20 protein-coding genes and 1 pseudogene are annotated in these 20,898 nt (G+C 46.8%); 13 read left to right on the top strand and 8 right to left on the bottom strand.

Going from position 1 to position 20,898, the window contains the following annotated elements:
* Positions 1-54: 54 nt before the first annotated feature.
* The 8 genes and pseudogenes from rbsB to asnA all read right to left on the bottom strand — a co-directional run bounded on the left by rbsB (position 55) and on the right by asnA (position 8,513).
* Positions 55-942 carry a ribose ABC transporter substrate-binding protein RbsB gene (rbsB, locus tag ACX9GV_RS18335; RefSeq protein ID WP_037384913.1) on the bottom strand — a complete coding sequence of 296 codons (888 nt, stop codon included), beginning with the start codon at positions 940-942 and terminating at the stop codon, positions 55-57.
* A gap of 25 nt (positions 943-967) precedes the next feature.
* Entirely contained in the window at positions 968-1,936 is a 969-nt protein-coding gene (gene rbsC / locus ACX9GV_RS18330; RefSeq protein ID WP_023490701.1) for a ribose ABC transporter permease, read from the bottom strand.
* A gap of 6 nt (positions 1,937-1,942) precedes the next feature.
* A complete protein-coding gene (rbsA, locus tag ACX9GV_RS18325; RefSeq protein ID WP_473196471.1) occupies positions 1,943-3,448 on the bottom strand; it encodes a ribose ABC transporter ATP-binding protein RbsA in 1,506 nt (501 codons plus the stop codon).
* A 7-nt stretch (positions 3,449-3,455) separates the two neighbouring features.
* Positions 3,456-3,875: a D-ribose pyranase gene (gene rbsD, locus ACX9GV_RS18320; protein WP_023490699.1), complete on the bottom strand. Its 420-nt coding sequence runs from the start codon at positions 3,873-3,875 to the stop codon at positions 3,456-3,458.
* A gap of 208 nt (positions 3,876-4,083) precedes the next feature.
* Entirely contained in the window at positions 4,084-5,952 is a 1,869-nt protein-coding gene (kup, locus tag ACX9GV_RS18315; protein WP_037384911.1) for a low affinity potassium transporter Kup, read from the bottom strand.
* A 188-nt stretch (positions 5,953-6,140) separates the two neighbouring features.
* Positions 6,141-7,166, bottom strand: coding sequence for an ATP-binding protein (locus ACX9GV_RS18310; protein WP_473196470.1), 1,026 nt, complete (start codon positions 7,164-7,166; stop codon positions 6,141-6,143).
* A 59-nt stretch (positions 7,167-7,225) separates the two neighbouring features.
* Positions 7,226-7,516 (bottom strand): annotated as a pseudogene (locus tag ACX9GV_RS18305) (zinc ribbon domain-containing protein); the annotation flags it as partial.
* 4 nt (positions 7,517-7,520) lie between these two features.
* Positions 7,521-8,513, bottom strand: coding sequence for an aspartate--ammonia ligase (asnA, locus tag ACX9GV_RS18300; protein WP_473196469.1), 993 nt, complete (start codon positions 8,511-8,513; stop codon positions 7,521-7,523).
* Between the two features lie 155 nt (positions 8,514-8,668).
* On the opposite strand from asnA, the gene asnC reads away from it, so the two are divergent.
* From asnC to atpD, 13 genes are all read left to right on the top strand, one after another.
* Complete coding sequence (asnC, locus tag ACX9GV_RS18295; RefSeq protein WP_037384906.1) at positions 8,669-9,130, top strand: transcriptional regulator AsnC; 462 nt, start codon at positions 8,669-8,671, stop codon at positions 9,128-9,130.
* A gap of 146 nt (positions 9,131-9,276) precedes the next feature.
* Entirely contained in the window at positions 9,277-9,717 is a 441-nt protein-coding gene (gene mioC, locus ACX9GV_RS18290) for an FMN-binding protein MioC (protein ID WP_037384903.1), read from the top strand.
* Positions 9,718-10,098: 381 nt separating this feature from the next.
* Positions 10,099-11,988, top strand: coding sequence for a tRNA uridine-5-carboxymethylaminomethyl(34) synthesis enzyme MnmG (gene mnmG, locus ACX9GV_RS18285; RefSeq protein ID WP_473196468.1), 1,890 nt, complete (start codon positions 10,099-10,101; stop codon positions 11,986-11,988).
* Between the two features lie 134 nt (positions 11,989-12,122).
* Entirely contained in the window at positions 12,123-12,743 is a 621-nt protein-coding gene (rsmG, locus tag ACX9GV_RS18280; protein WP_473196467.1) for a 16S rRNA (guanine(527)-N(7))-methyltransferase RsmG, read from the top strand.
* Between the two features lie 58 nt (positions 12,744-12,801).
* The gene (locus ACX9GV_RS18275; RefSeq protein WP_473196466.1) at positions 12,802-13,815 is read left to right on the top strand and encodes a glycosyltransferase family 9 protein; all 1,014 of its coding nucleotides are present in this window, start codon (positions 12,802-12,804) and stop codon (positions 13,813-13,815) included.
* Positions 13,816-14,449: 634 nt separating this feature from the next.
* Positions 14,450-14,833 carry a F0F1 ATP synthase subunit I gene (gene atpI / locus ACX9GV_RS18270; protein WP_037384896.1) on the top strand — a complete coding sequence of 128 codons (384 nt, stop codon included), beginning with the start codon at positions 14,450-14,452 and terminating at the stop codon, positions 14,831-14,833.
* Positions 14,834-14,855: 22 nt separating this feature from the next.
* Entirely contained in the window at positions 14,856-15,632 is a 777-nt protein-coding gene (gene atpB, locus ACX9GV_RS18265; protein WP_473196465.1) for a F0F1 ATP synthase subunit A, read from the top strand.
* 51 nt (positions 15,633-15,683) lie between these two features.
* Entirely contained in the window at positions 15,684-15,923 is a 240-nt protein-coding gene (atpE, locus tag ACX9GV_RS18260; protein WP_000429386.1) for a F0F1 ATP synthase subunit C, read from the top strand.
* Between the two features lie 58 nt (positions 15,924-15,981).
* Positions 15,982-16,452, top strand: a complete 471-nt coding sequence (gene atpF, locus ACX9GV_RS18255; RefSeq protein WP_023488956.1) for a F0F1 ATP synthase subunit B — start codon at positions 15,982-15,984, stop codon at positions 16,450-16,452.
* 14 nt (positions 16,453-16,466) lie between these two features.
* The gene (gene atpH, locus ACX9GV_RS18250; protein ID WP_023488957.1) at positions 16,467-17,000 is read left to right on the top strand and encodes a F0F1 ATP synthase subunit delta; all 534 of its coding nucleotides are present in this window, start codon (positions 16,467-16,469) and stop codon (positions 16,998-17,000) included.
* Positions 17,001-17,012: 12 nt separating this feature from the next.
* Positions 17,013-18,554 (top strand): F0F1 ATP synthase subunit alpha, encoded by a 1,542-nt coding sequence (gene atpA / locus ACX9GV_RS18245; RefSeq protein WP_023488958.1) that lies wholly within the window; start codon positions 17,013-17,015, stop codon positions 18,552-18,554.
* Between the two features lie 57 nt (positions 18,555-18,611).
* A complete protein-coding gene (gene atpG / locus ACX9GV_RS18240) occupies positions 18,612-19,475 on the top strand; it encodes a F0F1 ATP synthase subunit gamma (protein ID WP_023488959.1) in 864 nt (287 codons plus the stop codon).
* Between the two features lie 31 nt (positions 19,476-19,506).
* Entirely contained in the window at positions 19,507-20,889 is a 1,383-nt protein-coding gene (gene atpD, locus ACX9GV_RS18235; protein WP_023488960.1) for a F0F1 ATP synthase subunit beta, read from the top strand.
* The last annotated feature ends 9 nt before the right edge of the window (positions 20,890-20,898 follow it).

The following is a 20,898-nucleotide window of genomic DNA, read 5'->3' as shown; positions in this document are numbered from 1 at the left end:
ATTCCAGAAAATTACGCGCCATCGTGATAACCACATTGATGGCGCAGAGATGACTTATTTAGTGATCAGTTTCAAGTCAACCGGAATAGTGGCTGGAACCTTCTCGCCTTTCAGTACTTTATTGGCAGTTTCAACACCCATTGCACCAATCTGCTCTGGACGTTGCGCCACGGTTGCAGCCATTTTACCGCCCTCTACCGCTTTCACCCCATCATCAGTACCATCAAAACCCACTACCACAACATCCGTTTTACCGGCAGTTTGCAATGCACGTAATGCACCCAGCGCCATCTCATCGTTTTGAGCAAATACAGCCTGCACATCTGGATGAGCTGTTAGCAGGTTTTGCATAACGTTCAGGCCTTTAGTGCGATCAAAGTCTGCAGGTTGGCTAGCCAGTAACTTAAATTTGTGTTGCTCCAGTGCTTGTTTGAAACCTTCGCCACGCTCACGTGCTGCAGAAGTCCCTGCGATACCTTCCAATTGGATAACTTTGGCATCAGCACCCACTTTCTTAGCAATAAAATCACCTGCCATTTTACCGCCAGCACGGTTATCAGAGGCGATATGACTAACAACATCACCTTTAGATGCCATACGGTCCAATGTAATAACCGGGATCTTGTTCATATTAGCCATCTTGATGGCATTACCTACCGCATCAGAATCTGTCGGGTTAATCAGTAATAGTTTTGGGCTCTGTACCACCAGATCTTGTACGTTTCCCAGTTCTTTAGCAGGGTTGTTCTGAGAATCCAACACCACCAGGTTGTAGCCCAGTTTGTCAGCTTCTTTTTGTGCACCCTCTTTCATGGCAACAAAGAAGGGGTTATTAAGGGTAGACACTACCAGAGCAATAGTATCTTTTGCCAAAGCATTAACACTCAAGGTTGCAGTCAACGCAAAAGCTGAAACTAAAGTTGCCAGTTTTTTCATTTTCATGGTCGATATTCCTGTAATGGAGAGGTTACTTGCTACTTTTGTCATCTACCAAAACCGCCAGCAAAATAACCACTGCCTTGACGATCATTTGATAGTAAGAAGAAACACCCAACAAATTCAAACCATTGCTCAAGAAGCCAAGGATCAGCGCCCCGATCAGTGTACCAACGATCCGCCCTTTACCACCCGCCAGGCTGGTTCCCCCCAAAACGACCGCAGCAATGGCATCCAGTTCATAACCGGTACCTGCCGTGGGTTGTGCCGAGGATAAGCGTGCTACTTCTATCACTCCCGCCAGGGCAGCTAACAACCCGCACAGTGAGTAAACGATGATTTTCACTCTATCGATATTAATGCCGGAAAGACGAGTTGCGGCTTCATTGCCCCCCAAAGCATAGATATAACGGCCCAGGCGGGTATGGTGCAGCATATACCATGCAGCAATAAACACGATAGCCATGATCCAAATTGGCGTAGGCACCCCCAACGGACGGCCAATACCAAACCAGCCAAAGGCATCAGCAACATCAGTAAAACCGGTGTTGATCGGGCTGCCATTGGTGTACACCATGGTGACACCACGGAGTAACAGCATCATCACCAAGGTTGCAATAAATGCCTGAACTTTACCTTTGGCTACAATAAACCCGGTACCGGCGCCTACAAGAGCACCTAATGCCAGCGCAGCAGCAACCGCAGCGACGGCATTGATTTCAAGCCCTACCATAGAGGCAGCTATCGCACCGGTAAGCGCCAGTAATGAGCCTACTGAGAGATCAATACCAGAAGTGAGGATCACCAACGTCATCCCGACCGCCATAATGGCGTTCACTGATGTCTGCTGTAGGATATTGAACAGGTTATTGACAGTGAAAAAATTCGGGCTCATTGAAGAAACCACGGCAATCAGCACCAGCAGCGCTATCAGTGATTTTTGCTCCAACAGCCACTCTTTACTAAACCAGCGCTTAGCCGCGACAGTCTGTGAACTCATATCTGATTACTCCTGCTTTACGCCGTATTGCTTGCCGACAGCGGCAGCCATCAGCACTTCCTGGGTAGCCTGTTCAATTGGGAACTCTCCGGTGAGATGACCTTCATGCATAACCAAAATGCGATCACTCATTCCCAGTACTTCAGGCATTTCCGAAGAGACCAGAATGATGCTCAACCCTTCCTGCTTAAACTGATTAATTAACTGATAAATCTCTTTCTTCGCCCCGACATCGACACCACGAGTAGGTTCATCAAGGATCAACACTTTTGGCCGAGTCATCAAACCACGAGCTATCGCCACCTTTTGCTGATTACCGCCGGAAAGTAACCCAATAGGTTGTTCCATTGAAGGGGTTTTTATATTGAACAAACGGATAAAATCACTCACAGCGACTTGTTCATCTGAATGCTTCAAGCTACCACCAGCACGGCTGAAATAACGCAGGGCAGTAAGCGACATATTTTCCTTTACTGACATCCCCAGTACCAGGCCATCACGCTTACGGTCTTCAGAAATATAGACGATGCCGTTTGCCAGACCATCTTGGGGAGATTGGGTGATCACATCATGACCATCCAGATTCACTGTGCCACTTTTGCGTGGTGCAGCGCCATATAGGATTTTCATTAACTCGGTACGGCCAGCACCCATCAAGCCAGCAACACCCAAAATCTCACCGCTATACAGAGTAAAGCTGACATCATTAACACCTGGGCCGGAAACATGGCTAACTTGCAGACGTTTTTCACCTCGAGGCAAGTTCAGGCGTGGATATTGCTCTTCCAATTTGCGCCCAACCATCATTTCAATCAGCGTATCTTCCTGCAATTGAACAACCGGCTGTTCAGCAATAAACTGCCCATCACGGAAAATGGTCACATCGTCGCAGATTTCAAAGATCTCTTTCAGTCGATGGGAAATATAAACAATGCCACACCCTTCGGCTTTCAGCTCATTGATCACATTGAACAGAGAGGCAGTTTCAGTGTCGGTCAGCGCATCGGTAGGTTCATCCATGATGATAACTTTAGATTCAAAGCTCAACACTTTGGCGATTTCCACCATTTGCTGATCACCAATCGACAGTTCCCCGACCAGACGGTGGCTGCTATAACGCAGGTTGAGGCGTGCCAGCAGTTTGTCCGCTTCGGCATACATACGTTTCCAGTCAATGCGGCCAAACCGATTGACAAACTCACGCCCCAAAAAGATATTTTCAGCAATGGTTAGCTGTGGGATCAGGTTCAGTTCCTGATGAATGATGCCGATGCCCGCCTCCTGCGAATCCTTCGGCCCATTGAAGGTCACTTCTTTACCAAGATAGTACTGACTGCCAGCATCTTTGCTGTAAATACCAGTAAGCACTTTCATCATGGTTGACTTTCCGGCACCGTTTTCCCCCACCAACGCCATTACCCTACCTGGGTAAACGCTGAGGGCAGCGCCAGAAAGTGCTTTCACGCCGGGAAAGGCTTTATCAATCCCTTTAAGTTCCAGTAAAGGTTGCATAAATGCCTCAGAATGTTACGCCGGCGCAGAGGATCACATTCGCATAAGGCGAACATTCTCCACTGCGTATCACCGCCCGGCTATGTTCAGTTTGCACTTTAAAAGCACTATGGCTGATATAGCTTACACTGATGGTGTTTCCCTGGAGTTGGCCAATTTGTTTTAGTTGAGCCAGTAACATTTCATGGAGCGACGGATTATTTTTAACAATCTCTTCCGCCAGAATAGCGCTTTCTACCTGCATTTCCTGCGTGACCACGCCGACAACCTGTAAGAATGTCGGCACCCCTTGAGTCAGAGCCAAGTCAATACGCTGCGTTGTCGCCGGAATCGGCAATCCTGCATCGCAAATCGTGATCTGATCAGTATGTCCGAGGCGAGATACAACCGCAGAAACATCACAATTCAGTAGTACGCCTTTTTTCATTTTTTAGATTAACTCCAACAGCGAAACGTTTCGCTCACCATAGAGTTTAGAAAAATTTCTGAGAAAGACAACTCAATAATCGAAAAAATGTGATCGCCATCGAAACGTTTCGCTTACCTGGTTAATTTCATTCAAGCTACCGTTTACCTATCTCTGTAACTTGAATGATTCGATGACAAGATTTGATTTAATTAATAAATTCAGATTGTTATATTTCCACTTGGGTACCCAGTTCTAGAACTCGATTAGGTGGGATCTCAAACTGATCGGCAGCCCTCAGCGCGTTACGGCTTAATGCAATAAACAATTTCCCCCTCAGTAGCAAATACCAGGGGCGTTTACTCAGTATCAGTGACTCATGGGACATAAAAAACGATGTTTCCATCATCCGGCAAGGTAACCCTTCCAATCCGCAACGGTGAAAAATATCCTCGACATTAGGTCTTTCGCGCCAACCATAGCGAGCGACAACACGCCAGAAAGTCGGCGATAACTGTTCAATTGTCACCCGTTGGACATTAGGCACATAGGGCGCATCTTCGGTACGCAAGGTAAGCAGGACAACACGTTCATGTAATACTTTGTTGTGCTTTAAGTTATGTAGTAACGCAAATGGAATGACATTAATCGCACGCGACATAAACACCGCCGTTCCAGGAACGCGAACCGGGGGAGATTTCTCCAATGAAGCTATCATTGCTTCAAGAGAGTTACCGTGTTCGTGCATCTGACGCAACAGGCGAAAACGTTCACTTTTCCAAGTTGTCATGATAATGAACATCATCAATGCCATCACCAGTGGCAGCCAACCGCCGGAAAAGAGTTTCATCGCATTGGCTAAGAACATAGGAACATCAATAATCAGCAATATCAGTAAAATACTCAGTACAAAATAGCGATTCCAATGCCAATTTTTAATCGCAACGCAAGTAATAAGAATACTGGTCAACACCATGGTGCCAGTAACAGCGATACCGTAAGCCGCTGCCAGATTACTGGAGTGTTCAAAACCGACAATCACCAAGATGACAGCAAGATAGAGTGTCCAGTTAATCACCGGGATATAAATCTGGCCAGATTCCATCTCCGAGGTATGAATAATACGCATCGGCGACAAATACCCCAGACGCACCGCCTGACGAGTCAATGAAAACACGCCGGAAATGACTGCCTGAGAAGCGATAACAGTAGCCAATGTGGCAAGAATCAGCAAAGGAATCAGAGCCCAGTCCGGAGCAAGCAAGAAGAACGGATTTTTGATGGCCTCGGGTGATTTCAGCAACAACGCCCCTTGACCGAAATAATTGAGTACCAATGAAGGTAACACCACCGCAAACCAAGCCAAACGGATTGGAAATTTACCAAAGTGGCCCATATCGGCATACAAGGCTTCCACTCCGGTAATTGCAAGAACCACCGCTCCCATGGCAAAAAAGGAGACTGTCTTATATTCAACAAAGAAGTTGAATGCCCACTTAGGGTTGAGGGCCTGCAACACTTCAGGATTAGCAATAATACTGCGCACACCGAGTAACGCCAACGCGATGAACCACAGCAACATTACTGGCGCAAAAAGTTTACCGACGCTGCCGGTACCATGCTTTTGGATAGCAAATAATAGAGTCAAAACCAGAATGGACAAAGGAACGATATAGGGTTCGAGTGAAGGTGCTGCGATTCCCAACCCTTCAATTGCCGACATAACCGATATCGCCGGGGTAATCACCACCTCGCCATAAAAGAAGCTGCCACCAACCAAACCCAGAATAACCAATAATGACGTGGTACGTGCCGATGTATTGCGCCCGGCCAACGACATCAAGGTCAGAATACCCCCTTCACCCGCATTATCTGCACGCATAACGTAAGTGAGGTACTTCAAGGAAACGATAACAATCAACATCCAAAAAATAAGAGATAGAAACCCGAATACCACATCAGGACGGACCTCAAAACCATAGTGCCCAGAAAAACACTCTCTTAAGGTATAGAGCGGGCTGGTCCCTATATCACCATAAACCACCCCAATTGCTGCCAGAGTGACTGCCGATAACGGCTGCTTGTGTTCAGTATTCATAATTTTTTTGCTAGCTCAACCAACTATCCCTACCAAAAAATACCCCAGTTGTTTCACGTTACGTAAAAATCCGCAAACACTAGGGACACACTGTATGCATCATTTAACCTGCATACCTATGCTTATCACTGATGATAAAAATAAACAAAATATGAATAACCCTGTGGGCTCCTACCTTGATGGAGCAGTTACCACTTTGAAGGTAAATACTGGATATAATACAAAGGCATCACCATGTTGGTTTGCTCTAATGGTGAAGAACCTTGCGTACCAGTTAATTTAAATGTTTTTCTTGGTGCGCACTTTTCTATATAGGAGGCCAGCGATTTAGCGCGTGTCCTTTTGCCGCTTTTTACTTCTATTGGGACAATATTGCCCTCATCATTTGAGATAATGAATTCGATTTCTGCGCGAGCATCATTCCACGAATAGCTAGGGTCAACGCCAATGGCAGCAAGCTCTTGTTGTACAAAATTTTCAGCTATATAACCTTTGTACTCATAGTGTTGCTGTTTAATTTCTTTATAACTGCTGCCCAACATATGGTTAAGCAAGCCCACATCAAACAGAAATAATTTAACCTTATTTTCTTTTTTGTAGGCAGCAAATGGGGCTTTGGGCGTACCTTCAATGGGGTAGTTAGCCAGCGCCAAACGGCAGCATCTTAACCAGTGGATAGCGGTTTCAAAATCGCTATAGCGATATTTACGGTTATGGACGTTTTTAAACTTAAAGCGTTTAACCGACTCATCTAAAACCAGGGAAAGCTGCGCGGGTATGCTATTGAACACTGACTCAATCAATGTTGCATCAACCTTACCGGCGTATTTAGCAAAATCACGTTGGTAGCCTGCGACTAAATCAGCATGAATTTTAGCGACCTTTGCAACGCGCTCTAAAATGCCCAACTCTTTGAATTGGTACCACGCGACAACCGCTTCCGGCATGCCACCAGTAAAAAAGTAATCCGTCAGCTTATCTATCAATTTGCTATTCGCTGCGGCAGTACTAGCTTGCGTATCGAATGCCTTGATCAACGCCGATTCTTTTGAGGCATAAATAAATTCTTGGAAGGTAAGTGGGCGTAAATTGTATTGCTCGACCTTGCCAACAGGAAAGGCGTTAAGCGGTTTGCTAAAGTGGATAACGTATATCAGGAAGCCACTGTGCGATAGCGAACTGAATGAATACGAACCATTATCATCCGTTCTCATTACAAAATAGACAGGGTTGACATCCTCTCCGCCCTAAAGGGCGAAGACCCCTACAACATTCAGACTGAAGTCTGACTCGACTCGGTGGGTTCCTGCCTCATCGAGCGGCCTAAAGCTGCCCTCTCTCTACAGGCTAACGCGGCGAGCCCCGCCGCTAAAATATTGCGCGCACCGTTTATATCGGAGTTTTCTGTATATCCGCATTCCAAACACCTGAACTGACTTTGTGACTGGCGATTTTCTTTCCTTGTATGACCACAGCAAGCGCATTGCTGGCTGGTGTAGGCCGGATTAATCGCCAGCACATGGCCACCCCGCCAGCGCTGCTTGTACTCAAGCCGGCGGCGCTGATACTTATAACAACCCTTCTACAGTTTCACGCACTTCTGGCGCCCATACACCGCACTGCACCTGACCAATATGTGGCAATTGCAGTAACAGCATCACCAGACGAGATTGCCCAATACCACCACCAATGGTCTGTGGCATTTCGCCACGCAATAAAGATTGGTGCCATTCCAACTTCAGACGATCCAAATCGTCAGTCAAGGTCAGTTGACGTTGCAGTGCTTCAGCATCAACCCGGATCCCCATCGACGAAAGCTCAAATGCATCTTGCAATACTGGGTTCCACACCAAAATATCGCCATTCAACCCAGCACCATTTTCACTATCTGCCGTGGTCCAGTCATCATAATCAGGTGCTCGTACATCATGGGATTTACCATGAGAAAGCTTACCACCAATACCAATCAGGAATACCGCGCCCAATTCTTTGGCAATAGCGCGCTCACGGCCTTTGGCATCCAGTTCTGGGTAACGTTGCAGTAGGGTTTCGCTGTGAACAAAGTGGATCTGCTCTGGCAGGAACGGTACTAAACCATATTTCTGGCTAACCGCGAGTTCCGTATCCTTTATTGCAGCATAGATCTGCTTAACCGTTTTTTTCAGATAAGCCAGGTCACGCTCACCATCACCCATGACGCGTTCCCAGTCCCATTGATCCACATACACTGAATGAATCGGGGTCAGACGATCTTCGTCCGGACGCAGCGCTTTCATATGGGTATACAGACCCTCACCAGCACTGAAATCGTAGCTACCCAGTGTTTTACGTTTCCATTTAGCCAATGAATGCACTACTTCAAACGTAGATGCAGGTAAGCTTTTCACCTTTACTTGAACCGCTTTCTCACTACCGGAAAGGTTGTCTTGAGTGCCATCACCGAGTCGACTGAGGATTGGAGCCTGAACTTCAATCAAACCAAGCTGTTGTTCCAGTTGGTGGGAAAAGAAGGATTTCACAAAGCTGATCTGTTGCTGTTTTTGAATATACTGCTTTTTCATTACGGTATCTCTTTAATAACCTGTTTAGTTGCCAACGATTAAGCAACAGAATGATACTTGAATTCAATATCCATCAATAAATATTGCCTTTTTCTTTTTAATCGTTCATTTTTAACCCGTAATAATTCAATAATCAGCAATTAAAGAGGGTTTTAATGGCAGAAATTTATCAGATCGATAATCTCGATCGCGGCATTCTGAACGCCTTAATGGAAAATGCCAGAACACCTTATGCTGAACTGGCAAAAAACTTTAGTGTTAGCCCGGGCACCATTCATGTACGGGTTGAGAAAATGAAACAGGCGGGGATCATTACCGGTACCCGAGTTGATATCGATCCTAAACAACTGGGTTACGATGTCTGCTGCTTTATCGGCATTATCTTAAAGAGTGCCAAGGATTACCCTTCAGCCCTAAAAAAACTGGAAAATCTGGAAGAGGTGGTTGAAGCCTACTATACCACTGGCCACTATAGTGTATTCATCAAGGTTATGTGTCGTTCGATAGACGCATTGCAGCAGGTCCTTATCAATAAGATCCAGACTATCGACGAGATCCAGTCAACAGAAACCCTGATCTCGCTGCAGAATCCCATTATGCGTACCATCACACCTTAGTACTGATTCTATCCACATTTATCCAAGTTGCGTCCAACCCGCCTACAGCTTGGATAAATGCTAAAACATACACATATTATCCACTGCTAGATCCCAACTAATTCACAGCGTACAATAGCTCCTCTTCAGCAAGGTTAGGATCATTCATGGCAGACATTACTCTAATCAGTGGCAGTACGCTTGGCAGTGCAGAATATGTTGCAGAACACTTAGCCGAACAGCTAGAAGCAGCCGGTTTCTCAACCGAAATATTGCATGGTCCGGAATTGGATGAACTGACGTTATCTGGCTTATGGTTGGTGATATCTTCTACTCATGGAGCCGGCGATTTACCAGAAAACCTGCAATCCCTGGTGGAACAGATTAAACAACAACAACCGGATTTATCCTTGGTGAAGTTTGGCGCCGTGGGGTTAGGTAGTTCTGAGTACGATACTTTCTGCGGGGCGATCAAACAGCTTGATGAGCTTCTGCAAGAAAATGGCGCTAAAAGGATCGGTTCACGTCTTGAGATCGACGTCACCCAACATGAGATCCCCGAAGATCCCGCCGAAAAATGGCTCAGTGATTGGATTATTTTGCTCTAATTGATTAAATAACAAGCGAACGATTGTGTATAACTAGGCTTTAAAGCAGGGGAAAACCCGTAGTTATCCCTATAATAACTTAGATACTCAGTTAGGCCTGTGTATAACATGCCTTTTAGATCCCAGCTTATACTGACCAGGATCACCGATCATTCACAGTAAATGATCCTCTTTAATTTAATGATATAAATAGAGAATATTGAGTTATGCACAGAAGATCGTGATCCTAATAAGAGATCTAATAAAGAGATCTTTAAATAAAAAGATCTTCTTTTTATTACCCGTCGATCCTGACCACTTGGTCGATCGTCTAAACTTGAGTAGAATCCCTCCCCCAGGACAAACAATGATTGTTCGCCAGTTCTTTTGAGGTGCTGTTCCATGTTTTATCCAGAGCAATTTGACGTCATTATTATCGGTGGTGGCCATGCTGGCACTGAAGCAGCCATGGCTGCTGCGCGTATGGGGCGTCAAACGTTATTACTGACTCACAATATCGATACGCTTGGACAAATGTCCTGTAACCCGGCGATTGGTGGTATTGGTAAAGGGCATCTGGTTAAAGAAATTGATGCACTTGGCGGCTTAATGGCGACGGCGATCGATCAGGCTGGGATCCAGTTTAGAATACTAAACGCCAGTAAAGGACCCGCTGTCAGAGCCACCCGCGCTCAGGCAGATCGTGTGCTGTATCGCCAAGCAATTCGCACCGCGTTAGAAAACCAACCTAATTTGATGGTCTTTCAACAAGCGGTTGAAGACTTGATTGTCGAAAATGATCGTGTTGTTGGTGCGGTTACCCAGATGGGATTAAAATTCCGCGCCAAAGCGGTCGTCCTGACGGTGGGAACCTTCCTTGATGGCAAGATCCATATCGGGTTGGAAAACTACAGTGGTGGCCGAGCAGGAGATCCACCATCGATCTCTTTATCACGACGTCTGCGTGAGCTACCGTTGCGTGTCAACCGTCTAAAAACGGGCACACCACCCCGTATTGATGCGCGAACAATTGATTTTAATCTGTTAGAACCACAGTTTGGGGATACCCCACTCCCGGTGTTCTCTTTTTTGGGGAATGCTAATCAACATCCGCAACAGCTACCTTGCTATATCACCTATACCAATGAAAAAACGCATGAAGTGATCCGTAGCAACCTTGATCGTAGTCCAATGTATGCCGGGATCATTGAAGGGATCGGGCCACGTTATTGCCCATCGATCGAAGACAAAGTCATGCGCTTTGCTGATCGTAATGCTCACCAGATCTTCCTTGAACCGGAAGGTTTAACCAGTAACGAAATTTATCCCAACGGTATTTCTACCAGTCTGCCTTTTGACGTACAGATGCAAATTGTTCGTTCAATGAAAGGAATGCAGAATGCCCGTATTGTTCGCCCTGGTTATGCTATTGAATATGACTTCTTTGATCCTCGAGACTTAAAACCAACGTTGGAAAGCAAATTTATCCAGGGGCTGTTCTTTGCTGGCCAGATAAATGGGACCACCGGTTATGAAGAAGCTGCCGCACAAGGTTTGTTGGCTGGCTTGAATGCTGCACGCCATGCTACGGAACAGGAAGGGTGGTCACCACGCCGCGATCAGGCTTATCTTGGTGTGCTGGTGGATGATCTCAGTACATTAGGCACCAAAGAACCATACCGTATGTTTACCTCACGAGCTGAATATCGTCTGATGCTACGTGAAGATAACGCAGATTTGCGTCTGACGGAAAAAGGCCGTGAATTGGGATTGGTTGATGATGTACGTTGGCAGCGTTACTGTGAGAAGTTGGAGCGCATTGAGCAAGAACGTCAGCGCTTGCGTAATATCCTGGTCCATCCGCATTCAGAGCATGTGGAACTGGTTAATGTTCTGTTGAAATCACCATTATCGCGAGAAACTAACGGCGAAGAGCTTTTGCGTCGCCCAGAGGTGGATTATCGCCTATTAACCTCCGTGGCTGTTTTCGCTCCGGCACTCACTGATTTACAAGCTGCCGAACAAGTAGAAATTCAGGTTAAATACGAAGGATATATTGCCCGTCAACAAGATGAGATCGAAAAACACCAGCGTCATGAGAATACCGTATTGCCACTGGATCTTGATTATCGCCAGGTTTCAGGTTTATCGAATGAGGTGATTGCCAAACTTAACGATCATAAACCTAACTCGATCGGTCAGGCTTCTCGTATTTCAGGTATTACACCGGCGGCGATCTCTATTTTATTGATCTGGTTAAAAAAACAGGGGTTGTTACGGCATAGTGCTTAATGCTGTGATGTGGTCGTTTCCTTTCAACTGAGAAACGGCCACTGACATCTCAGCATGTCTGAATTATTATTGATTGTCTTAAGAGGCAGTTCCTGATTGGTCTGCTGTTCTGCATCTGTCAGAGGACATTAGTGGTGCAAAAAAAACTGGATTCATTGCTTTCTGCGGCAGGAATTGCGCTTCCCGATCAGCAAAAAAGCCAATTACTGGCTTATGTCGATATGCTCGACAAGTGGAATAAAGCTTACAATCTCACTTCAGTCCGTGATCCACAACAAATGCTGGTTCGCCATATCATGGATAGCATCGTGGTTAATTCCCATCTGACCGGTTCACGCTTTATCGATGTAGGTACTGGCCCTGGTTTGCCTGGTATTCCGTTGGCTATTGTACGGCCTGATGCGCATTTCACTCTGCTTGATAGCTTGGGCAAGCGTGTCCGTTTCTTACGCCAGGTGCAGCATGAACTGGGTCTGAAAAATATCGAACCAGTACAAAGCCGTGTGGAGGAGTTCATTGCCGAGCCGACATTTGATGGTGTAATCAGCCGTGCTTTTGCGTCATTACAAGATATGCTGGTTTGGTGTCACCACTTGCCAACACCAGGCCAAGGGCGTTTCTATGCATTGAAGGGAGTCTACCCTGAAAACGAACTGGCACCATTGCCAGCGGGGGTTTCTTTGGAGTCTGTGGTCCGTCTGCAGGTGCCAGAGTTGGCGGGGGAACGCCATTTAGTTGTACTATCAACCCATTGAATAAATATTGGCATCGTTTAAATGAGATATGCTGCTTGTTTTATAAAGGGATTCATTAATGAAAATATTACTGATCAGGCGTGAAAATATCGGTGACCTGATTTTGACCACCCCGCTTATCTCGATGCTAGCAAAAGATCACCAAGTTGATGTGTTGGTTAACTCTTATAACATGTCAGTACTGGATGGTAATCCTAATGTTGCCAACATTTATTACTACACCAAGTCGCACCATGAACGATCGCTCAAGGCTAAAATGGGTGCCTTTCTGCATCGTTTGCAGACCACCTATCGTATCCGTCGAGCTGGTTATGATGTCGCTATCGTTGCTGGGCAGTGGAACAAACGGGCGGTGATGTGGGCAAAACTCTCTGGTGCTAAACGAATTATTACCATTGGTGACGATGCGCCTGATATTGTCACCGACAAAATTCCGTATGTACAAGGGACAAGTCATCATATCGTAGAAGAGTTATCGCTCCTGGCAAAACCGCTCGGTTGTTATCAAAACCCGGGGAAAGCAGAACTGTATCTAACAGCAGATGAGATAAAAAACGCGGAAGAAAAAGTATCTAAAAATGACAAGATACCGCTATATGGTCTGCAGATCAGTTCTAGAAAAATCAATCAGAGATGGTCAGTTAACCATTTTATTGAACTTGCTCACCGATTAGCCGAGCGTGAACCCTGTAAAATCATGCTTTTTTGGTCCCCTGGTTCGAGTAATAATCCGACTCACCCTGGTGATGATGAAAAAGCAGATTTAGTGGTAGAGGGCTGCCGTGACATAGATTTGATCCCTTACAGAACCAACAACCTTCGTGAATTGATGGCAGGTATGGCTTTATGTGATCAAATTGTCACCAGTGATGGTGGCGCATTACATATCGCTGTGGGGGTAGGTAAACCGGTCGTTGCGTTGTTTGCAGGTCATGACTCCTCATTTTGGGGCCCTTGGCAAGTACCATCACGGGTTCTGGAGTCAATGGATAATGATGTGAAGAGCTTATCTGTCGACAGTGTCTATGATAATTTCGTGGGTTTGAGAACTGATATTATTAAATTTCAATAAGTTGTAATTTTTTTGAAGGTAACTGCTGTCAGATAGTATGCGGTTTTTGATAAAACTATCTGGTCACACCTTTAACGACGTGTTTATGTTATTTGTCTGACCCCATTGTTACTCAAATGGTAATTGTTACTCAAATGGTAAACAGTGGGCAGCAACTTGAATTAACCTGGTTATAAATGTCAGTAAAATGTTTTTGCATGGTATTACGATTGTTTTTAAAAAGTTTACTTACAATACTTTGATTTTAAATATTTTTTATAGTTCGATTAGCTAAAGACAATGGGCGTTAAATTGGATTATAAATTAGCGCTAAAATTTACTGTGATAGACAGCACATTTACTGATGCAATAGCCTAGTAACTAGGCCAGTAAGTGTGATAGAGCAAAGGGCGGTTTCTATTGAAATGTGTCTCAAAGGGGAAAATTTAAATAATTGTTCACCTTTTTGCTACTTATTGATTGAATTCGTTGGAGTGGCCCGTATAATTTGCACGGTTTTTGCTACTTGACTCATAGCATTGAAGGCTGTTTCATTACCCATGTTCATGCAAGTTGCAACTAGACGGCAATGACGCGGGTTTTACAGGAATATGCCACTCAGTTTACCTTTCGGGGTACGGAGAGAACAAACGTCATGTCTGTGTTCCTTTACAATGGAAGAGTAGCACGCAAATTGCTGTTTCTGCAGTTAATGACTTTTGTTCTGATCAGCATGGGTTTCGGGTTGAAAAGCCTGGAATGGGGTGTTTCAGCATTGGCCGGAGGCCTTGCTGCCTGGTTACCCAATGCTATGTTTATGCTGTTTGCCTTGCGCCATCAGGTGCAGACACCAGCACCTGGTCGGGTTGCTTGGTCGTTTGCTATTGGTGAGGGGTTGAAGGTCGTGATCACCATCATTTTGTTGATTGTGGCACTTGGGGTGTTCAAAGTGGCATTTATGCCGTTAGCCCTGACCTATTTAGCGGTATTGGTGGTGCAGATAGTGGCACCTGCCGTGATTAACAGTTACCGAAATTAACTATACAAAGGGTTGAGTCATCATGTCAGCAGAGGGATTCAATAGTCCGCAGGAGTATATCGGTCACCACCTGACACATCTTCAGGTTGGGACGGGTTTTTGGTCGATTAATGTCGACTCGATGTTTTTTTCCGTTGTCCTCGGGGTTGTTTTCTTGGCGATTTTCCGCAAAGTGGCTAAAAACGCCACTACAGGCGTTCCCGGCAAGTTGCAAACGGCGGTTGAGATGATCGTCGGTTTTGTCGATAACAGCGTCAAGGATATGTACCACGGTAAGAGCAAGGTGATTGCGCCGTTAGCGTTGACAGTATTCATTTGGGTATTTCTGATGAACCTGATGGATCTGATTCCTGTTGACTGGTTACCTGCTCTGGGTATGGCTATGGGCCTTCCTGCACTGCGTGTTGTGCCTACGGCAGATGTCAATATCACCTTATCGATGGCACTGGCCGTATTTATCCTGATTCTGTTCTATAGCATCAAAATGAAAGGTATTGGTGGATTCGCTAAAGAGTTGACCATGCAGCCATTCAACCATCCGGTGTTTATACCTATCAACCTGATCCTTGAAGGTGTCAGCCTGCTGTCCAAGCCTGTTTCTCTCGGGTTGCGACTGTTTGGCAACATGTATGCGGGTGAGTTGATCTTCATCCTTATTGCTGGTCTGTTGCCGTGGTGGTCACAGTGGGTTCTGAGCTTGCCTTGGGCAATCTTCCACATTCTGATCATTACGCTTCAAGCCTTTATTTTCATGGTTCTGACGATTGTCTATCTGTCGATGGCGTCTGAAGAGCACTGATTTTCTTAAAACACTTGCACTTTTATAAACTGAAATAAACTGGAGACTGTCATGGAAAACCTGAATATGGATCTGCTGTACATGGCTGCCGCTGTGATGATGGGTTTAGCGGCAATCGGTGCTGCGATCGGTATCGGCATCCTGGGGGGTAAATTCTTGGAAGGTGCTGCACGTCAGCCTGACTTGATCCCTTTACTGCGTACACAGTTCTTTATCGTTATGGGCTTGGTTGACGCCATCCCGATGATTGCTGTGGGTCTGGGTCTATACGTAATGTTTGCTGTTGCGTAAGCAGAGTTCACTCGCTGCGAAGAAACCACATTTTAAACTTTTATAGAGGCATTGTGCTGTGAATCTTAATGCTACAATCCTCGGCCAGGCTATCGCGTTCATCCTGTTTGTCTGGTTCTGCATGAAGTATGTATGGCCGCCAATTATGGCTGCCATCGAGAAGCGTCAGAAAGAAATTGCTGATGGCCTCGCTTCTGCAGAGCGTGGCAAAAAAGATTTGGACTTAGCGCAAGCCCATGCGACCGAGCAGTTGAAAACTGCCAAAGCGGAAGCCCAGAAAATCATTGAGCAGGCAAATAAACGCAAAGCTCAGATCGTGGACGACGCCAAAGCGGAAGCCGAGCTGGAACGCAACAAAATCGTGGCGCAGGCCCAGGCTGAGATCGATGCCGAACGTAAGCGCGCTCGTGAAGAGTTGCGTAAGCAGGTGGCGATGTTGGCCATTGCAGGCGCCGAGAAAATAATCGAACGTTCCGTGGATGAAGCTGCTAACAGCGACATCGTTGATAAACTGGTCGCTGAACTGTAAGGAGGGAGGGGCTGATGTCTGAATTTATTACTGTAGCTCGCCCCTACGCCAAAGCAGCTTTTGACTTTGCCGTTGAGAACCAAAGCATAGAACGCTGGCAGAAAATGCTGACGTTTGCTGCTGCTGTTACTGGTAATGAACAGATGGCAGAACTGCTTTCCGGTGATATCGCACCCGATACGCTATCTAAAACATTTATAGCGGTTTGTGGTGACGAGTTCGATGAGCATGGCCAGAACTTTATCCGTGTAATGGCCGAAAATAGGCGTTTACAGGTTCTTCCTGCGGTACTGCAACAGTTTATTGCATTACGTGCCACACTGGAATCAACCGTCGAAGTCGACGTGCTCTCTGCGAGCGCACTGAACGATGAACAGCAGGCCAAGATTGCCGCTGCGATGGAAAAACGTTTATCACGCAAAGTTAAGCTGAATTGCAAAATTGACAAGTCTGTACTGGCCGGTGTCATTATCCGTGCCGGTGATATGGTGATTGATGGCAGCGTTCGCGGTCGTCTTGAACGCCTGGCAGACGTCTTGCAGTCTTAAGGGGACTGGAGCATGCAACTGAATTCCACCGAAATCAGCGAACTGATCAAGCAGCGCATTGCTCAGTTTAATGTAGTGAGCGAAGCTCACAATGAAGGTACTATCGTTTCCGTCAGTGACGGGATCATCCGTGTACACGGTTTGGCCGAAGTTATGCAGGGCGAAATGATCGCACTGCCGGGTAACCGTTATGCCATTGCATTGAACCTGGAGCGCGACTCTGTGGGTGCGGTGGTCATGGGGCCATACACGGATCTGGCCGAAGGCATGAAAGTAAAATGTACCGGTCGTATCCTGGAAGTGCCAGTAGGTCGTGGTTTGCTGGGGCGTGTAGTTAACACCCTGGGCGAACCTATTGATGGTAAAGGCCCGGTTGATAATGATGGCTTCTCTCCCGTTGAAACCATTGCCCCTGGCGTTATCGAACGTCAGTCGGTTGATCAGCCGGTACAGACTGGTTATAAATCAGTCGATGCCATGATTCCAATTGGTCGCGGTCAGCGTGAGTTGGTGATCGGTGACCGTCAAACCGGTAAAACTGCACTGGCTATTGATGCCATCATCAACCAGCGCGATTCTGGTATCAAATGTGTTTACGTGGCGATTGGTCAGAAAGCATCTACCATTTCTAATGTGGTACGCAAACTGGAAGAGCACGGTGCACTGGCTAACACCATTGTGGTGGTTGCTACGGCATCTGAATCAGCCGCATTGCAATATTTGGCGCCGTATGCCGGTTGTGCAATGGGTGAGTATTTCCGTGACCGTGGTGAAGATGCACTGATTGTTTATGATGATTTGTCTAAACAAGCTGTTGCTTACCGCCAGATTTCCTTGTTGCTTCGTCGTCCACCTGGTCGTGAAGCATACCCTGGTGATGTTTTCTACCTCCACTCCCGTTTGTTGGAGCGTGCAGCTCGTGTTAATGCGGAATACGTTGAAGCTTTCACCAAAGGTGAAGTTAAAGGGAAAACCGGTTCACTGACTGCGCTGCCTATTATTGAAACTCAGGCGGGTGACGTTTCTGCATTCGTTCCGACTAACGTAATTTCGATTACCGATGGTCAGATCTTCCTGGAATCCAACCTGTTTAACTCCGGTATTCGTCCGGCAGTTAACCCGGGGATCTCAGTATCCCGTGTGGGTGGTGCAGCACAGACCAAGATCATTAAAAAACTGTCCGGTGGTATCCGTACCGCACTGGCACAGTATCGTGAACTGGCTGCGTTCTCTCAGTTTGCTTCCGATCTGGACGACGCAACACGCAAACAACTTAGCCATGGTCAGAAAGTTACTGAGTTGCTGAAGCAGAAACAGTATGCGCCAATGTCTGTTGCCCAGCAGTCTCTGGTGTTGTTTGCTGCCGAGCGTGGCTACCTGAACGATGTTGAAGTCGCGAAAGTTGTGAGCTTCGAAGAGGCTCTGGTTGCTTATGCTGATCGTGAGCATGCCGAACTACTGAACCACATCAACCAAACTGGTGCTTATAACGACGAAATCGAAGGAAAGCTGAAAGGCATCCTCGATACCTTTAAGGCAACCCAGTCCTGGTAACGCGTAGCAACCTGTCGTTGAATGATGGCAGGTTGCTGGCAATGAGGAGAATCAGAGATGGCCGGCGCAAAAGAGATACGTAGTAAGATCGGCAGCGTGCAAAACACGCAGAAGATCACCAAAGCGATGGAGATGGTCGCCGCCTCCAAAATGCGTAAATCGCAGGATCGCATGGCGGCCAGCCGTCCTTATGCAGAGACCATGCGTGCGGTGATTGGTCACCTGGCGTTAGGGAATCTGGAATATAAACACCCGTACCTGGATGAGCGTGATGTTAAGCGCGTAGGGTATCTGGTGGTGTCAACTGACCGTGGTTTGTGCGGCGGCTTGAATATTAACCTGTTCAAGAAGCTGCTGACAGAAATGAAAGGCTGGTCTGAAAAAGGCGTCGAAGCTGATTTGGCGTTAGTTGGCTCCAAAGCCACTTCTTTCTTCGGTTCTGTGGGCGGTAAGGTGGTTGCCCAGGTCACTGGCATGGGGGATAACCCGACATTGTCAGATTTGATCGGTCCGGTGAAAGTGATGCTGCAAGCCTACGACGAAGGTCGTTTAGACAAGCTATACATTGTCAGCAACAAATTTGTTAATACGATGTCTCAGGAACCTCAAATTGTTCAACTACTCCCGTTACCGCCTTGCGAAGACGATGAGTTGAAGCGGAAATCCTGGGATTACCTGTATGAACCCGATCCTAAGGTGCTGCTTGATACGTTGCTGCGCCGCTATGTGGAATCACAGGTTTATCAGGGTGTCGTGGAAAACCTGGCCAGTGAGCAGGCCGCCCGAATGGTTGCAATGAAAGCCGCAACGGATAACGGCGGTAGCCTGATCAAAGAGCTGCAGTTGGTATACAACAAGGCGCGTCAGGCCAGCATCACTCAGGAACTCACCGAAATCGTTTCGGGAGCCTCCGCGGTTTAACCAGGTTTACGAATTACGTAGAGGATTCAAGATGGCTACTGGAAAGATTATCCAGGTAATCGGCGCCGTAGTGGACGTCGAATTCCCTCAGGATGCCGTACCAAAAGTGTACGATGCTCTTGAGGTTGAAAACGGTACCGAGAAACTGGTGCTGGAAGTTCAACAACAATTGGGTGGTGGTGTCGTCCGTTGTATCGCCATGGGAACCTCTGATGGTTTACGCCGTGGCCTTCAGGTCACTGACCTGCAACACCCGATTGAAGTCCCAGTAGGTAAAGCTACCTTGGGCCGTATCATGAACGTGTTAGGTCAGCCTATCGATATGAAGGGTGACATTGGTGAAGAAGAGCGTTGGGCTATCCATCGCCCGGCACCTAGCTACGAAGAGCTGTCCAACTCTCAGGAACTGCTGGAAACCGGTATCAAGGTTATGGACCTGATCTGCCCATTTGCTAAAGGCGGGAAAGTAGGTCTGTTCGGTGGTGCGGGTGTGGGTAAAACCGTAAACATGATGGAGCTGATTCGTAACATCGCCATCGAACACTCTGGTTATTCGGTGTTTGCGGGCGTGGGTGAACGTACTCGTGAGGGTAACGACTTCTACCACGAAATGACCGACTCCAACGTACTGGATAAAGTTTCTCTGGTTTACGGCCAGATGAACGAGCCACCAGGTAACCGTCTGCGTGTTGCGCTGACCGGGTTGACCATGGCGGAGAAGTTCCGTGATGAAGGCCGTGACGTACTGCTGTTCGTCGATAACATTTATCGTTATACCCTGGCCGGTACCGAAGTGTCTGCACTTCTGGGCCGTATGCCATCGGCGGTAGGTTATCAGCCAACACTGGCGGAAGAGATGGGTGTTCTGCAAGAACGTATCACCTCTACCAAGACCGGTTCTATCACTTCCGTACAGGCGGTTTACGTTCCTGCGGATGACTTGACTGACCCATCACCAGCCACCACGTTTGCTCACTTGGATGCGACTGTGGTACTGAGCCGTAACATTGCTTCTCTGGGTATCTACCCGGCTGTTGATCCGCTGGATTCTACCAGCCGTCAGCTTGATCCTTTGGTAGTAGGCCAAGAGCATTACGATGTTGCGCGTGGCGTGCAGTCTATATTGCAACGCTATCAGGAACTGAAAGATATTATCGCCATTCTGGGGATGGACGAGCTGTCAGAAGATGACAAGCTGGTGGTATCCCGTGCGCGTAAAATCCAACGTTTCCTTTCTCAGCCGTTCTTCGTGGCAGAAGTCTTCACCGGTTCACCGGGCAAGTTCGTATCGCTGAAAGATACCATTCGTGGTTTCAAAGGCATTATGGCTGGTGACTACGACCACCTGCCGGAGCAGGCGTTCTACATGGTTGGCACCATTGAAGAAGCAGTGGAAAAAGCCAAGAAACTGTAATGCCTTGAG

The sequence above is a fragment of the Serratia sp. 25CWL12 genome (assembly GCF_055790885.1).
The sequence above is the reverse complement of the archived record's forward strand: the minus strand, read 5'-3'. Positions and strand labels throughout refer to the sequence as shown.

What these genes read in the sequence shown, in the direction of transcription:
- mioC (WP_037384903.1), top strand. Translation starts at nt 9,277, where the DNA reads ATGGCAGACATTACTCTAATCAGTGGCAGTACGCTTGGCAGTGCAGAA.
- ACX9GV_RS18275 (WP_473196466.1), top strand. Translation starts at nt 12,802, where the DNA reads ATGAAAATATTACTGATCAGGCGTGAAAATATCGGTGACCTGATTTTG.
- asnA (WP_473196469.1), bottom strand. Translation starts at nt 8,513, where the DNA reads ATGAAAAAGCAGTATATTCAAAAACAGCAACAGATCAGCTTTGTGAAA.
- rbsA (WP_473196471.1), bottom strand. Translation starts at nt 3,448, where the DNA reads ATGCAACCTTTACTGGAACTTAAAGGGATTGATAAAGCCTTTCCCGGC.
- atpA (WP_023488958.1), top strand. Translation starts at nt 17,013, where the DNA reads ATGCAACTGAATTCCACCGAAATCAGCGAACTGATCAAGCAGCGCATT.
- atpB (WP_473196465.1), top strand. Translation starts at nt 14,856, where the DNA reads ATGTCAGCAGAGGGATTCAATAGTCCGCAGGAGTATATCGGTCACCAC.
- rbsC (WP_023490701.1), bottom strand. Translation starts at nt 1,936, where the DNA reads ATGAGTTCACAGACTGTCGCGGCTAAGCGCTGGTTTAGTAAAGAGTGG.
- atpI (WP_037384896.1), top strand. Translation starts at nt 14,450, where the DNA reads ATGTCTGTGTTCCTTTACAATGGAAGAGTAGCACGCAAATTGCTGTTT.
- atpE (WP_000429386.1), top strand. Translation starts at nt 15,684, where the DNA reads ATGGAAAACCTGAATATGGATCTGCTGTACATGGCTGCCGCTGTGATG.
- kup (WP_037384911.1), bottom strand. Translation starts at nt 5,952, where the DNA reads ATGAATACTGAACACAAGCAGCCGTTATCGGCAGTCACTCTGGCAGCA.
- atpH (WP_023488957.1), top strand. Translation starts at nt 16,467, where the DNA reads ATGTCTGAATTTATTACTGTAGCTCGCCCCTACGCCAAAGCAGCTTTT.
- mnmG (WP_473196468.1), top strand. Translation starts at nt 10,099, where the DNA reads ATGTTTTATCCAGAGCAATTTGACGTCATTATTATCGGTGGTGGCCAT.
- rbsD (WP_023490699.1), bottom strand. Translation starts at nt 3,875, where the DNA reads ATGAAAAAAGGCGTACTACTGAATTGTGATGTTTCTGCGGTTGTATCT.
- atpD (WP_023488960.1), top strand. Translation starts at nt 19,507, where the DNA reads ATGGCTACTGGAAAGATTATCCAGGTAATCGGCGCCGTAGTGGACGTC.
- atpG (WP_023488959.1), top strand. Translation starts at nt 18,612, where the DNA reads ATGGCCGGCGCAAAAGAGATACGTAGTAAGATCGGCAGCGTGCAAAAC.
- rbsB (WP_037384913.1), bottom strand. Translation starts at nt 942, where the DNA reads ATGAAAATGAAAAAACTGGCAACTTTAGTTTCAGCTTTTGCGTTGACT.
- ACX9GV_RS18310 (WP_473196470.1), bottom strand. Translation starts at nt 7,166, where the DNA reads ATGAGAACGGATGATAATGGTTCGTATTCATTCAGTTCGCTATCGCAC.
- asnC (WP_037384906.1), top strand. Translation starts at nt 8,669, where the DNA reads ATGGCAGAAATTTATCAGATCGATAATCTCGATCGCGGCATTCTGAAC.